The 15374-nt window shown below is 70.6% G+C and carries 8 protein-coding genes; 1 reads left to right on the top strand and 7 read right to left on the bottom strand.

All coding sequences use genetic code 11. The annotated features are described in order from the left end of the window. Positions 1–54: 54 nt before the first annotated feature. The 6 genes from ABD255_RS38750 to ABD255_RS38775 all read right to left on the bottom strand — a co-directional run bounded on the left by ABD255_RS38750 (position 55) and on the right by ABD255_RS38775 (position 9038). The gene (locus ABD255_RS38750; RefSeq protein ID WP_344221794.1) at positions 55–612 is read right to left on the bottom strand and encodes a dihydrofolate reductase family protein; all 558 of its coding nucleotides are present in this window, start codon (positions 610–612) and stop codon (positions 55–57) included. Between the two features lie 120 nt (positions 613–732). Beyond that, complete coding sequence (locus ABD255_RS38755; RefSeq protein ID WP_344221795.1) at positions 733–4203, bottom strand: error-prone DNA polymerase; 3471 nt, start codon at positions 4201–4203, stop codon at positions 733–735. 432 nt (positions 4204–4635) lie between these two features. Next, the gene (locus ABD255_RS38760) at positions 4636–6240 is read right to left on the bottom strand and encodes a DNA polymerase Y family protein (protein WP_344221796.1); all 1605 of its coding nucleotides are present in this window, start codon (positions 6238–6240) and stop codon (positions 4636–4638) included. Next, positions 6240–7070 (bottom strand): hypothetical protein, encoded by an 831-nt coding sequence (locus tag ABD255_RS38765; protein WP_344221797.1) that lies wholly within the window; start codon positions 7068–7070, stop codon positions 6240–6242. Before ABD255_RS38765 ends, ABD255_RS38760 begins: the two co-directional genes overlap by 1 nt. 32 nt (positions 7071–7102) lie before the next feature. Further along, positions 7103–7984 (bottom strand): LLM class flavin-dependent oxidoreductase, encoded by an 882-nt coding sequence (locus ABD255_RS38770; protein ID WP_344221798.1) that lies wholly within the window; start codon positions 7982–7984, stop codon positions 7103–7105. A gap of 34 nt (positions 7985–8018) precedes the next feature. Beyond that, on the bottom strand, positions 8019–9038 hold the full coding sequence (locus tag ABD255_RS38775) for an aldo/keto reductase (protein ID WP_344221799.1): 1020 nt from the start codon (positions 9036–9038) through the stop codon (positions 8019–8021). Positions 9039–9175: 137 nt separating this feature from the next. On the opposite strand from ABD255_RS38775, the gene ABD255_RS38780 reads away from it, so the two are divergent. Further along, entirely contained in the window at positions 9176–9754 is a 579-nt protein-coding gene (locus ABD255_RS38780) for a TetR/AcrR family transcriptional regulator (RefSeq protein ID WP_344221800.1), read from the top strand. Between the two features lie 46 nt (positions 9755–9800). On the opposite strand, the gene ABD255_RS38785 is transcribed toward ABD255_RS38780, so the two are convergent. Further along, the gene (locus tag ABD255_RS38785) at positions 9801–15317 is read right to left on the bottom strand and encodes an ATP-binding protein (protein ID WP_344221801.1); all 5517 of its coding nucleotides are present in this window, start codon (positions 15315–15317) and stop codon (positions 9801–9803) included. Between the last annotated feature and the right edge of the window lie 57 nt (positions 15318–15374).

Consider the following 15374-nt stretch of genomic DNA (forward strand, 5'->3'; position numbering starts at 1 on the left):
CATCAACCAAGGACTGAACAGGACCGCTCACCGCGGTCCTGTTCAGTTTGGTGGTTAGTGGACGCGGTAACGCAGGTGCATGACCTGATGTCTGGCTTCGACCTCCGACGTCGTCAGCTGGCGAACCAGCTCGAGCTCGATGTGCTCCGCCGACAGGTTGTCGAACAACCTTCGCCCCTGACCGAGCAAGACAGGTACGACATGCAGTTCCAGCTCGTCGAGCTCTCCGGCCCGCAGGAGCGCCTGTGCCGCGCCGGCTCCGTGCACCATCACGTCGCCGTCCCCGGCCGCGGCTCGGGCTTGGTTGGCGCACTCGCGCACGTCGGTGACGTAGCGGACGCTGCCTGGTGGCGGCTCGTCCGGGACGTTGTGGGTCAGGATGAAGATCGGTACGCCGTCGTGGTGGTCGCCCTGCCAGTGGCCGGCCAGTTCGTACGTACGGCGGCCGGCGATGAGGGCGCGGGTGGACATCGCCTCGCTGAACACCTGGCCGCTCGGACCCGGGGCGTCGCGCAGATCCAGCCAGTTGAAAAGGCGGAATCCGTCGATGCCGAGCGGCGCGTCCGGCCCGTCCTGCGGGCCGGCGACGTAGCCGTCCAGGGATACGGTCATGTACAACCTGATGATCGCCACGTGCTCATCCGCTCCTTCGGAGTACGTCCGTCCGATGCCGGCAGCCCGATCCTGGTAATCCGAACTTTCAGCTCGGTTTCATTCGACACCGGCGCGGGGTCAGCGGAAGTCGCGGGAGGTGGTTTTGGCGGCCAGGGGGAGGCGTTCTAGTTTGTCGGCGACGAGGTTGGTGACGCCGGAGGAGCGTTCCAGGCGGCCGCGGATGATCATCGCGCTGGATTCGCGGGCGATGCGGCGGTAGCGGTTCCAGACGCCGAAGGAGCAGACGACGTTGATCATGCCGGTCTCGTCCTCCAGGTTGAGGAAGGTGACGCCGGCCGCGGTCGCGGGGCGCTGGCGATGCGTCACCACGCCGCCGACCAGGACACGGGTGCCGTCCTCGGCGGTGGACAACTGGTTCGCGCGGAGGATGCCGCGCTCGTCCAGGGCGGCGCGGACGTGGAGGATCGGGTGGTCGTCCGGTGAGATCCCGGTCGCCCACAGGTCAGCCATCGTCGTCTCCATCCCGGTCATTCCCGGCAGCATCGGCGGTGGACCGGAACTGCTGACGCCGGACAGATGACCCGGACGTTCCTCGGCGGCACGACCCGCGTTCCACAGTGCCTGCCGGCGGGACAACCCGAACGAGTCGAACGCCCCCGCCGTCGCCAAAGCCTCCACCTGTACTGCGGTCAACCCCGTCCGGCGAACCAGGTCCGCCATGTCGGCGTACGGGCCGTTCTTCTCACGCTCCTCGACGATGGTGGTCGCCGCGGGCAGCCCGATCGACTTCACCCCAGCCAGTCCGAGCCGCACCACCACACCCCCGTCCCGCCGGTGCAGGTCGGAGTCGAACGGCTGCTTGGGATCAAACTCCCCCACCTCCGGCTGCGCCACCCGCAAACAATCATCATTGCCAGTAGCAACCACCCGCCCGGGCGCTGTGGTGACGCCGGAGGCGGAGTCGGATCCGGGGGCTGGTTCCAGGGTGGCGTGGATGCCGCTGACTCCGAGGTCGGGGCGGAGGACTTCTACGCCGTGGCGGCGGGCGTCGGCTACCAGGGATTGGGGGGAGTAGAAGCCCATCGGCTGAGCGCGGAGGAGGGCGGCGAGGAAGGCGGCCGGGTAGTGCAGGCGGAGCCAGGTGCTGGCGTAGACGAGGAGGGCGAAGCTGATCGAGTGGGACTCGGCGAAGCCGAAGTTCGCGAAGGCCTCGATCTTCTCGTAGATCTCGTCCGCGGTGTCGCCGGTGATGCCGTTCGCCGCCATTCCGTCGTACAGCTTGGTCTTCAGCGACGAGATCTTCTCCACCCCGCGCTTGGAGCCCATCGCGCGGCGGAGCAGGTCCGCGTCCTCGCCGGTGCAGCCGCCGACCGTCATCGCGATCTGCATCAACTGCTCCTGGAACAGCGGCACGCCAAGAGTGCGTTTCAGCACCGGCTCCAGCGCGGGATGCAGGTAGGTGACCGGCTCCTCCCCCATCTTCCGGCGGATGAACGGATGCACCGCGCCGCCCTGGATCGGGCCCGGCCGGATCAGCGCCACCTCGATCGCCAGGTCGTAGAAGCTGCGCGGCCGCAGCCGGGGCAGCGTGCTCATCTGGGCCCGGCTCTCCACCTGGAACACCCCGACCGAGTCCGCCTTGCCGAGTTGGTCGTAGACGCCCGGTTCCTCCTTCGGGATCGAGTCCAGCGTCCAGTCCTCGCCGAGGTGCTCGCGGACCAGGTCCATCGCGTACTGCAGCGCGGCGAGCATCCCGAGCCCGAGCAGGTCGAACTTGACCAGCCCCATCCAGGCGCAGTCGTCCTTGTCCCACTGCAACACGGTCCGGTTCTCCATCCGGGCGTGCTCGATCGGCACCACGTGCCCGACCGGGATGTCGGTCAGCACCATGCCGCCGGAGTGGATGCCGAGATGCCGGGGGAACTTCAGCAGGTCCTCGGCCAGCGCGACCACCGGCGGCGGGATGTCATGGTCGACGCTGCTGCGGACCGCACCCCACGCATCCACCTGCTTGGACCACGCGTCCTGCTGGCCGGTACTGAACCCCAGCGCCTTGGCCATGTCCCGTACTGCGAGCTTCGGGCGGTAGGTGATCACGTTCGCCACCTGGGCGGCGTTGCGGCGCCCGTACTTGCCGTAGACCCACTGGATCACCTCCTCGCGGCGGTCCGAGTCGAAGTCCACGTCGATGTCGGGCTCCTCGTCGCGGGCCGAGGACAGGAACCGCTCGAACGGCAGGTCGTAGAACACCGGATCGATCGCGGTGATCTCCAGCGCGTAGCAGACCACCGAGTTCGCCGCCGATCCACGGCCCTGGTAGAGGATGCCCTTGCGCTTGGCGAACGAGACGATGTCGCGCACGATCAGGAAGTAGCCGGGGAACTTGAGGTCCGAGATGACCTGCAGCTCCCGCTTCACCCGGGCCTCGGCCTTCTCCCGGATCCAGGGCTTGTCCGCGTACCGCTTCTTCACCCCGTCCTGGCAGAGTTTCTCCAGCCAGCTCATCGGTGTGAACCCGGGCGGCACCTCCTGGTGCGGCAGGTTCGGCTTGGCCGCGCGGAGGCTGAACTCCAGCTGGTTCGCGAGCTGCACCGACCGCGCGACGGCACCGTCGTACCGATGGAACCTGGTGAGCATCTCCTCACCCGACCGCAGATGTGCCGTCCCGGCCGGCGGCAGCCACCCGTCCATCGCGTCGAGACTGCGCCGAGCCCGTACTGCGGCGACGGCGGCGGCCAGCTTGTGCCGTCGGGGTTGTGCGTAGTGAACGTTGTTCGTGGCAACGACGGGGAGTCCCGCGTCGGCGGCCAGGCGAGCCAGGATCGCGTTGCGGGTGGTGTCCGTCGGCAGGCCGTGGTCGATCAGCTCCACCACGACCCGGTCCTTGCCGAACAACGCGGTCAGCCGATCGAGCTCCCTGGCCGCGGCGGCCGGTCCGTCCGCCTGACCACCCAGCTCCAGAGCACGGCGCACCAGGCCTTTGCGGCAGCCGGTGAGAATCAGCCAGCTGTCCTCGCCGATGGCGGCCAGTTCCTCCAGGTCGTAGATCGGGCGGCCCTTCTCCTGGCCGCGCAGTTGCGCCTCGGTAATCGCGCCGGCCAGCCGGTGGTACCCCTGCTGCCGCTCGGCCAGCACCAGCAGGTGGCTGCCCTCGGGGTCGGCCATACCGTTCTGCGGTTTGGTCAGGTCCAGGGAGAGCTCGGCACCGAAGACGGTCCGGAGATCCTCGTACTCCTCCGCGGCCTCGGCCATCCGGACCACGCCGTAGAACCCGTCGTGGTCGGTCAGCGCGAGCGCTTCCAGCCCGAGCCGGACCGACTCCTCCACCAGTTGCTCCGGCGAGGACGCGCCGTCGAGAAAGCTGTAGTACGAATGGCAGTGCAACTCGGCGTACGGCACCACCGGACCGTCCGGGCGGCGTGGTTTGTCCTCGGGACCGGGATCGTACGGCGGTCGGTGCCGCGACCAGGCCGGCCCGTCACCTCCGTCGGCCTCCAGCAATTCGTCGGCCGGCGCCGGCGGGCGGGATCGTCCGGACAGCTTCCGCTCCAACTCCGACCACGGGATCGGCGGGTTGTCCCAGCCCATCAGTCCCTCCCCTGAGTCGCAGGAGGTACGCGTCGGCGGTCCCGCCGAAGACGGCGGGAGGAGAACAGGTGCCGCCGGGCGAGGCATGGATGCTGGCGCGCGGGACGTGGGCGTCCGTGGGCAGGGTGTGGACGTCCATAGGCGGGGCGAGCGCATCCGGAGGTGAGGCGAGGGCGCCCGTGGATGAGGCGCGGGCGCCCGTAGGCAGGGCGGGGGCGTCGATGGGGAGGACGGCCGTGGGTGGGGCGTCGGCAGGTGGGGTGGTAGGCAGCGAGGAGATGGCGCTGGGCGCAGAGCAGGTGGCGCTGCGCCGGAAGGTGGCGGCGTTGGCGGTGAGCAGCCAGTAGGTGCTGACGGACACACCGCAGGTGCCGCTCACTGGAGAGTCGGCAACGCCGTCGGCGGGCTGCTGTCAGGGGACACACAGTGGGATCAGTCATAGCTGGCTTCCACCCACCACTGGTTGTTGCGGATGGCGAAGAGCCAGGCTCGGCCGTCGGCGCCGACCAACTGGAAGCGGGCCAGACGGTTCTCGGCGTCCTCGTCCCACCAGCGTTCCTCCACCGGCCAGGGACCTGCCCAGGCGGTGACCGGATGCAACTTGTTGCTATCAGCAACTTGTGGAGCCGGCTCGAACCGGAACGCGGCGGGGGCTCCGGACAGGATCCCCCGGGCGCTCACCGACACCTGACGACCGTTCGCGGCGAGCACCGACGCACGCTTCGGGGCCGGGTAGATGCTGCTGGGCGCCGGCGTCGGCCACAGGTTCGAAGTACCGGAGATGACCGCGCCTGGCCAAGGCAGGTCGGGTGGGTTGGCCGGCACCGGGCGGTCGCCCCAGGGCACCAGGGTCTGCCGCTCCAGGAATCCCCGGCCGCCGCCGACCACCACCGACACGACTCCGCCGTGGCCGAGCATGCTCTGCACCCGGGACAGCGCGCGGTGGATCCGCTCGTCGGGACCGCCGCCCCAGAGTCCGTCGACATGTGCGCCGACCGGGTCGACCTGCTCCGGGATCAGCCGGATCCGCACCACCGGCGAGGTCAGCTCGCTGGTCGCGGTCCCGCTGCCCTGCAATTGCCAGCGGACCCGGTCGACCAGGTCGGCGGGACTGAACCAGCGCGGATGCAGCCACTCCCGCTCGTGCACCCGGCCGGACTCGGTGCCGACCTCGACCCGGAGCGTGGTGCAGACCAGGCCGAGCGTGGTCAGTTGAGCGACCAGTTCGTCGGCCACCGCCCGGACCGCGAACGCCACCTGGTCGACCCGATCCACGGGCGGCTCGAAGTCGAGCTTGCGGGCAAGTTCGGGCGGCGCCTGCCGGGCGACCACCGGGCGGTCGTCGCCACCGCGGGCCAGCCGGTGCGCGAACGCGCCGTCCGGGCCGAATCTGGTCAGCACCTCCGTGGCCGGCAGTTGGGCGAAGGCTCCGAGCGAGCGCAGCCCGAGCCGCCGGAGCAGGTCGGTCAGCGTGGGCTGCTCGAGCGTGTCAACGGTGAGCGGCGCGAGGAAGGCGGCCGAACCACCCTCGGGGACCACCAGCACCCGGGTCGCGGCCGAGGCAGCCCGGGCCGCCTGCTCGGCCGCGAACGGCCCGTCGGCGACCCCGACCCGCCCACCCGGTACGTCGAACGTCTCCAGCCGGTCGAGCAGCTTCTCCGCGGCGGCCGTCTCGCTGCCGTAGAACCGGCTCGGCCCACGGGCCTTCAGCGCGCACATCCCCGGCCGGATCACCTGGATCCCCGGCGTGAGCGCCTCCAGGCAACCGATCACCGGGTCGAACGCGCGCGCGTCGATCACCGGGTCGTACTTCAGCACCACCAACTCCGGGCAGCGCGACTGAGCATCCCGGGCCCGCAACCCGCGCCGCACCCCCTCGGCCCGGGCAGCCGCCGAACTGGCCAGCACCCGCCCCTTCGCCAGTACTGCGACCGGCGCCTCCGGGGAGTGTCCAGCCGCCGAGGCGGCCGCCGTCACCGGCCAGTCCGGGATCCAGACCACCATCGTCCGGGTGAGATTCCTGGTCTGCGCACGCATCAGCCGACCGCCTCCCACTGCGAGTCGACCGGTGGCGCGGACTCGACCGGCTCCACCGAGCGGATGGAACCGTCGACCGCGGGCAGCCAAAGCTGGTGCTGCTGTGGCCGCACGGCGGCGCCTCGGCCCGTCACCGCCACGGTCGCCCGCCTCCCGGTGAGATAGCCGTCGCCGGTGCCCAGCCCGGTCCAACTGTTGCCCTGAACCTCCAGCCGGGCCTCGCTGCCCGGCCAGGAGCCGACCGCGATCAGCATCGCTCCCCTGGTCCGCAGCCGGGCCGACAACCGGGACGCCTCCCCCGGGGTCACCTCGCCCGGCGGCCGGACCACCACCACGGTCAACGCGTCGACGAGTGCCGCGACGACGCTGAGCCACTCCCGGTCCGGATCGGGGACGAGCACCAGCCGGTCGAGATCGACCCCGAGCCCGCGCGCCGCCTCCGCCCCGAACGAGGGCATCCCGACCACCCCGCACCAGGCGCCCTCGGCGGACGGCCCGGCCATCATCGCCATCACCAGCGCCGTGGATCCGCGCACGGAGTACACCGAACCGCCGCGCAGGACGGCACCGGACAAGAGGTCGGAGACGGCCGGCAGTGTGGGCAACGCCCGGTCGACGCCGGCCGTGTCCAGCGCCTGCTGGACCCGCGTCTCGGTCGTCCGCGGCGCCAGCACGGTCGGCACCACGGCTGAACCTTCAGCTGAGGTCGAGGCTTCGCGGGCTGCCTTCTGCTCCTTGGCCCGGGCCAGCAGCGACCGCGCCTGATCCAGGGCGGTCACCCGGCCCCGCTGGGCCGGACCCGCAGACAACTCGGCAGATGTCCCCGTCACCTCCCCATGTTCGAACACCTGTTCGACTCATGTCAATTCCAGGTCGACGGGGCAATGAACTCGTCGGTGACCCAGCGCGCGACGCCGGCGGGGTAGGGCGCCGCCAGGCCGAGGACGAGGTGCTGGAAGCCGGCATCGATCGCTTCGGCGATCGCATCCCGGGTGACACCGGGCTGGTCGTAGGAGACCGGCAGGTGGATCGAGCGGGTGATCGAGGCGGGGTCGCGACCGATCTCGGCGCAGTAGCGATCCAGCAGTGCGCTGCGGCTGACGACGTCGTCGAGGTCGCCCCCGGGGATGTTCCACACGTCCGCGTGCTCGGCGGCGACCCGGAGTACGGAGGCTGAGCGTCCGCCGATGAGAATCGGCGGGTAGGGGCGCTGGACGGGCTTGGGATTGCAGAACGCTCCGGTGAGCTGGACGTACTTGCCATCGAAGTCGAACGGTTCGGTCTCGGTCCACAACCGCCGGATGACGGTGCACGCTTCGGCGAGGCTTCCCACGGCGTGGGCAGCGTCATGGAAGGGCAGGCCGTGCGCTTCGTACTCGCGTCGAGCCAGCGGGTGGCTGGGTCGTGAGCCCGCGCCGATCCCGAAGTCGAGCCGTCCGCCGGAGACGACATCGACGGTCGCGGCGATCTTGGCCAGCATCGCCGGCGGCCGGAAGCGGTTGCTGGTCACGAGCAGCCCGACGCGCAGCCGCTGGGTCTGCGCGGCGAGGGCCGACAGCATCGTCCAGCCCTCGTACGCCGGTCCGCCCGGGTCGCCGCCGATCGGCATCAGGTGGTCGAAGAGCCACGCGTGCTCGATCTCCCGAATCGCGTCGGCCTCACGCCAGACCCGGAGGACGTCGTGGTAGCCGACCTGCATCGGCGCGGTCATGATCCCGAAACGAGGCCGGGGTGCTTGCTGCATGGGCGATTGATCCTTTCCCCACGATGACGGGCGATCAGCGACGGCGCAGTGCGGCGTCGAGCAGGGACGGCGGCGTGTCGAACTTCTCGTGGGCGGCGAGGTCGACGCCGGGAGCGACGATCTCGTCGATCGCGTCGAGCACGTCGGCGGAGAGCACGGTGTCCGCGGCGGCGAGTTGGGAGTGCAGGTGGTCGAGCGTGCGGGGGCCGATGATCGCGCTGGTCACGGCCGGGTGCGCGGTCACGAATCCGAGCGCGAGCTGGATCATGGTCAGCCCGGCCTCGTCGGCGACCTTGGCCAACCGCTCGACCGCGTCGAGCCTGGCCTGGTTGGCGGGGAGGCTGGTGTCGAACCGTTCCGGCAGGACCTGGGATCGATTGGTGGTGATCTCCCGGCCGGCCCGGACCGCGCCCGACAGCCAGCCCGAGGCCAGCGGGCTCCACGCCAGCACGCCGAGTCCGTACTGCTCGGTGACGGGCAGCACGTGGGTCTCGATCCCGCGCTGCAGGATCGAGTAGCTGGGCTGTTCGGTGACATAGCGGCTCAGGCGGTTCTCCCCAGCGGCCCATTCGGCCTGCACGATGCGGTACGCGGGGTACGTCGACGAGCCGAAGTACCGGATCTTTCCCGCGCGCTGCAGGTCGGTCAGGGCGGACAGCGTCTCCTCGTCGCTGGTGGTCGGGTCCCATCGGTGGATCTGGTAGAGATCGACGTGGTCGACACCCAGCCGGCGCAGGCTGTTGTCCAGTTCGGCGACCAGCCAGCGACGCGAGCTGCCCTGGTGGTTGCGCTCGTCCCCCATCGGCAGGCTCGCCTTCGTGGCCAGCACGAGGTCGTCGCGGCGGCCGGCGATGGCCTTGCCGACCATCTCCTCGGACTCGCCCTGGCTGTAGCGGTCGGCGGTGTCGATGAGGTTGACCCCCGCCTCGAGGGCGGCATCGACGATGGCGGTGGCCTCGTCCTGGCTGGTACGGCCGATCTCGCCGAAGTTCATCGCGCCGAGTACCAGGGTGCTGACCTGCACACCGGTGCGACCCAAAGTGCGGTACTGCATGACTGTTCCTCCTCGAAAGGGTGAAGGGCTTGGCGCCGGCTCGCGTGGTCTGGCATCCTGGGTAAACGGAGCGGCGTTCCGCTAACCAACATACGGAACATTGTTCCGTTTGCCAAGCGAGGGAGGGCAGCAGCGCAGTGGCCGACGACGGATCAGCGCCGGCAGCCCCGCGGAAGCGGGCTGACGCGCGGCGGAACGAGAAGACCCTGCTGGAAGCGGCCGCGGCGGCTTTCGTGACGTCCGGCGTCGATGTGCCGGTCCGCGACATCGCCGCGAAGGCGGGGGTCGGGGTCGGCACGATCTACCGGCACTTCCCGACCCGGGCCGATCTCATCGTCGCCGTCTACCGGCACCAGGTGGAGGCCTGTGCCGAGGCTGGTCCAGCGCTACTGGCGGAGAGCAGTTCACCGCACGCGGCCCTGGCGCAGTGGATCGACCTCTTCGTCGACTTCCTGGTCACCAAGCACGGCCTTGCCGAGGCGTTGCAGTCCGACGACGCAGCCTTCCAGACCCTGCACGCCTACTTCCTCGACCGCCTCATTCCGGTCTGCGCCCAACTGCTCGACGCTGCTGCCGAGGCCGGTGAGATCATCCCCGACCTGGAGCCGTTCGAACTGCTGCGGGGCGTCGGCAATCTCTGCATCGGCGCGGACAACCCCCGCTACGACGCCCGGCGCATGGTCGGACTCTTCATCGCGGGACTCCGCCTGCACTAGGCAGAGTCCCGCGCCACCAAGCGCCACCAAGCGCCGGCGCGTCCGATCAGAGGCCGAGGCCCGCTTCCAGCGCGGCGATGATCTTCGGGCGGAGTTCCGAGCCGGCGATGACCTCGTCGACCGAGCCGACGGTGACCGCGCGGTGGATGTTGTGAACCCGGTCGAACTCCGTCGCGACCTCGCCGAGCTTCTCGCTGCGGACGTCACGCCGCATCTCGGCGAGCTCGGTCGCGAGCGAGGCGCGCTCAGCCCCGGACGCCTCCGCGAGTTGGTGCTCCAGCGAGCTGACCCGCGGATCCTTCGCCGTCCGGCCGTCGACGTCCCGGCTGAAGACGACCGCCGCCGCCGGGGCGCCACCGATCACCGACGCGTACGAGCCCTCGACCGCGAGCACCGTCATTCGCGGGTTGAGCGCCTTGGAGAAGACGACGAACGCGCCGCCGTGGTACCGGGAGACCACGCAGAACACGATCGGCCCGTCGAAGTTGACGATCGCCCGGCCGATCTCGGCGCCGTACTCGAGTTGGAGGTTGCGCATCGACTCCGGCGATCCGTCGAAGCCGGACAGGTTCGCGATCACCACCAGCGGCCGGTTCCCGCTGGCGGCGTTGATCGCCCGGGCCGTCTTCTTCGACGACTTCGGGAACAGCGTCCCCGCGGTGTAGAGGTCCGGCCCGTCGGTGGGCGGGAACCCGCGCCGCTGCACCGACTTCGACTCGATGCCGATCAGTGCCACCGGGATGCCGCCGAGATGCGCGTCGTAGACGACCGACGTCTCCGAGTCGGCCATCCCGGACCACCGCTCGAGCGTCGCGTGGTCCTGGTCGGCCACGGCCGCCATCACCGTGCGGATGTCGAACGCCTTCTTCCGGTCCGGGTTCGTCTCCGCGGAGAAGATGTCGCCGACCGTCGTGAACCCCGAATCGACCGGGTCGTGCGGGAAGGTGGTGACGTCGCGGTCGAACGGGTCGCTGGTCTTCGCGCGCCGCGGTCCGCCCTCACCCGGTACGACGTACGTGTGGTCGTAGTGCTTCATCAGGATGCCGATCGCCCCGGCGAGATCAGGCGCCCAGTACTGCGCCTGCCCGTTCGGGCCCATCACCCGGTCGTAGCCGCCGATGCCGAAGTTGTCCTCGGCCGAGACCCCACCGGAGAAGTCGAGCGACTGCTTGCCGGTCAGGACCATCGCGCTGTCCGGCGTCATCACCAGGATTCCCTTGGTGTGCATCAGCATCGTCGCCTCGGCGTTCCAGTACGGCTGGGCGCCGACGTTGATGCCGGCGACGACGATGTTGATCTCGCCGCCCGCCTGGGTGAACTCGACGATCCGCTTGAGCGCCTTCGCGACCCAGTCCATGTTCTCGGTGCCGGAGTCCATCGAGATCCGGGCGCCGGCGGAGACGGCGAACCACTCGACCGGAACGCCCATCGACTCGGCCAGATCGAGCGCGGCGATGATCCGGGCGCACTCCGCCTCGGAGACCGCGCCGAGCGCGCGCAGTGGGTCGCCGCAAAGCAGAACCCGCTGCACGCCTTCGGGGTAGCGCTCCGTCGGCGTCGAGATGACCCCGGCGATGATGCCCGCCTTGTTGTGCCCGTACGGCCGGTCGACGGGCACCAGCGTGCCGGTGTCGTCGAGGTCGTACTCCGTCGCCGTACCGCCGCGGCCGGCGATCATCGCCTGCAACTCGTACGGGTAGACGACACCGCGACGCCGGGCCAGTACGACCTTCTGCCGGTAGTCGTCGAGCGGCTTGAGCAGCTCCGTGGGCGGACCCTCGAGCGAAGCGACGACGCCGGAGCCCGGCTGGTAGTGGAACCGCGCGGCCATCGGTACCTCGGTACTGTCCGGGGCCGCGATCGTGCCGGCGACGAGGACCTCCTCGATGCCGGCTCCCGCGGTCACCGGGGCGATGTTGTCCTTGAGCGAGGTCAACTGCTCGACATCGGCCTCGATGGACGGCCAGATGTGCACCCACACGTAGTTCAGGTCGAGCCGGGCGCCGGCGGTGCCGCTCGCGGCCCGGGCCCGGCGGATCGCCTCGAGGCAGTTCGCGATCGCCCGCTCGGCGTGGGGCAGGCCGACGACCCGGCCGTCCTCGTCGCGGACGACAGCGAGCTGGCGGATCTGGGCGAGGGCGACCAGGCGCTGGTCGGACTCGTTGCCAGGCGCGACGCACCGGTACAGCAGGACATCCTCGGGCGCCTCGAGCCGGGTCACGTCGAACTCGCGCAACCGCCACAGATTGAGCCGCCGGCCCACCATCGGGTGGACCCCGCGGACGAGCGAGTCCTCGGCCATCGTGCCGTCGGGCTGCACCCGGAAGGTGAAGTAGCCGACCGGGCGATCCCCACCCGGGCACACAGCCACAGCAACCCGCCGTACTGCGTGCGCGAACGTGAGCCCCGCGAGCCGGTCCGCGAGGGCGGCCGATGCCTCGTCCGGGGACTCGGGCACGGCGGGCCAGGCGAGGTAGAGGTCGACCACGCCCTGGTGGCCCTCGGGCGCGGTCGCGAGCTGACCGGTGAGGGCCTCGACGAGGGCACTCCCCTGGGTCAGCTCGTCGACCCGGCCGATCGTCGTGACGAGATGGGTGGGCCGGTCGTCCAGGGTGTAGTCGGCGACGGCGAACGGCCGCCCGTCCACGCCTTCCTCCCGCAGGTCCCTCAGCTCGTGCTCGCGGTAGTGGCGCTTGATCAGGACGGCCAGCATCGGCTCGCCGGCCGGCAGTTCGTCGCCGACGATGCGCTCGGCGAGGAACCGGACGATCTGCTCGGGAATGGCCGCGAGCGCGTCGATCCGGGCGTCGCGGTCGGGACCGGCCGGCATCTCGGCGATGGCGGCCAGCTCACCCCGGACGCCGCCGAGGACACTCTGCCGCTCGGCGTCGACGAGCGGCTGGTCGAACCACCGGAACCGGACGCTGCGGGCGAGGTCGCCGATGACGGGGAAGCGCAGCTGCGTAGCCGTGACGAGCCGGTCGAGGATCTCGTGGGTGGTCACGTCGAGCGGTGACTCGGGCGGCGGCTCGGAGATCCACCGCTGAAGGAGCGTCGTGACCAGCTGTACCTCGGGAGCCGATCGCTGCTGCGCGAGGAACACCCGGAAGACGGCTTGCTCCAGCTCGGGGGTCCGGTCAAGCCCGGAGACGCCGTAATGGCGCAGTACGCGACTCAGCTTGGCGCGGAAGTCCTCGGGGAGGGCGCCTCGCTCGGGGTCGAAGCTCTGCAGGTAGGTGTGGAAGTGCTCGCGCGGGCTGTGGATCCGGTTCTCCAGGTGGAGATCCTCGCCCACGGGACGGTTGCGCGACAGCTCCGCGAAGTCGGCGAACGCCTCGAGCAGGTCGAGCTCGGCCTGGAGCGGTGAAACCCCCTTGGCGACGAGCCCGTCGCGCTCTTCGAGGTACGCCGTCAAAGTGCGGCCCTCATCCCGCGGGTCGACGTCGTAGCCGAGGAGCATGGCGGACAGGTCGCTGCGGTGCCGGTCCGCCCGCGCGACGGGTTCGAGCGGCAGCGAGCCGCCGTTCGGAAGGTCGAGGTCGACGGGCTCGACCGCGGCCGCGGCCACCTGCTCGCCGTTGCCGACGGGTTCGAGGCGGAGGAGCGGCGCGCCGGTCTCGACCTGGCTGCCGACCGAGACGAGGAGCTCCTTGACCCGGGCGGCGAACGGCGCGGGGAGAACCGTCTCCATCTTCATCGACTCGAGGATGAGGACGGGCGAACCGGCGGCGACCTCGTCACCGGCCGCGGCCGGGGTCGCGACCACCAGGGCGGGCGACGGCGAGCGCAGTACGCCGCCCTCGTCGAGGCTGACGCGGTGCGTCACCCCGTCGACCTCGACGAGTTGGACCGCTCCGTGGGTCGCGGTGACGAGCCGGTGGGTGCGGCCGCCGATGGTGATCCGGCTCTTGTACCGGTCGATCCGGTCGATCTCGGCGTCGACGGTCTGCTCGGTCTCGCCCGCGGCGATCACGACGCGGAACCGGTGCGACCCGATCCGGGACGCGGTCAGCTTGTACGCCGTACCGCGCAGCTTGAGGTCGACCGCCCGGCCGGTGCGGTGCTGCACCTGGGGACGACCACCGCGGGCGGTCTCGATCAGGCGGGTCCGCTCGACCGCCTCTTCCGTCTCGTACGCCTCGATGCTCGCGGCGACCAGGGCGACGCCGGAGTGCCGGTGCGCGACGAGCCGGCCCTGCGCGCGGACCCGGTCGATCCAGCCGGTGTCGGCGCTGCCGTCGACGACCTCGGGCGAGTCGAGCAGGTCGAGGACGAAGCTCTTGTTGGTCGAGCCGCCCTCGATCACGACCGTGGTCTCGTTCATCGCCCGGCGCAGTCGCGCGAGCGCCTCCTCGCGGTCGCGGCCGACCGCGATGATCTTGGCGATCATCGAGTCGAAGTCGGCGGGGATCGAGTCCCCCTCGCCGACGCCGGTGTCGACCCGGATGCCCGGGCCGGACGGCAGGTCGAGCAGGGCGATGCGTCCCGGCGACGGAGCGAAGTCGCGGTCCGGGTCCTCGGCGTTGAGCCGGGCCTCGACGGCGTGGCCGAGTTCGGCGGGCTTGTCGCCCTCGAGCCGGCCGCCGGCGGCGACGTGGATCTGGAGCTTGACCAGGTCGGTGCCGGTGGTCACCTCGGTGATCGGGTGCTCGACCTGGAGCCGGGTGTTCACCTCGAGGAAGGCGAAGAACCGCTCCCCCGGGTGGTAGAGGAACTCGACCGTCCCCGCGCCGGCATAACCCACGGCGATGGCGAGCCGCTCGGCGCTGGCCTTGAGCTCGGCGGCCTGGTCCGCGTCCAGGACCGGTGAGGCGGACTCCTCGACGACCTTCTGGTTGCGGCGCTGCACCGAGCAGTCGCGCACGCCGATGGCCCACGCGGTGCCCTGTCCGTCGGCGATGACCTGGACCTCGACGTGCCGGGCCCCGGTGACGAGCCGCTCGAGGAAGACGACGCCGGAACCGAAGGCCCGCTCCGCCTCGGCCCGGGTCCGCTCGTACGCGTCGGTGAGATCGGCGTCGGAGGCAACCATCCGGATACCGCGGCCGCCACCGCCGGCCGTTGCCTTGAGCATCAGCGGGTAGCCGATCCCGGCGGCCGCCGCCTTCGCGTCCTCGAGCGTGTCGACGCCGCCGCGGCTCCACGGCGCGACCGGTACGCCGACCTCCTCGGCGATCAGCTTGGAGCCGATCTTGTCGCCAAGCCTGCGCATCGCCTCGGGGCTCGGGCCGATGAAGGTGACGCCGATCCGGGCGCACAACTCGGCGAACTTCGGGTCCTCGGCGACGAATCCCCAGCCGACCCAGGCCGCGTCGGCCTTCGTCTCCACCAGCGCCCGCTCGAGTACGGCGTAGTCCAGGTACGGCCGGTTCGCGGCCGGGCCCAGGTCGTAGGCGAGATCCGCCTCCCGCACGAACATCGCCCGCCGCTCACCCTCGGTGTGCAGCGCCACCGTCTCGATTCGGGGCCCGCCGGGACCGGCCTGCGCGTTCAGGTCGCGGACAGCATGGATGAGCCGCATCGCGGCCTCACCGCGGTTGACGATGGCAATGCGCGAGAACATTGAGTGTTTCTACCTCCGACGGCGTCGAGGAGGCCCTGGGCGGGGCATCAGCCGGTA

Origin of the sequence: Kribbella sancticallisti (assembly GCF_039530625.1) — a bacterium.
Classification (GTDB): Bacteria; Actinomycetota; Actinomycetes; order Propionibacteriales; family Kribbellaceae; genus Kribbella; species Kribbella sancticallisti.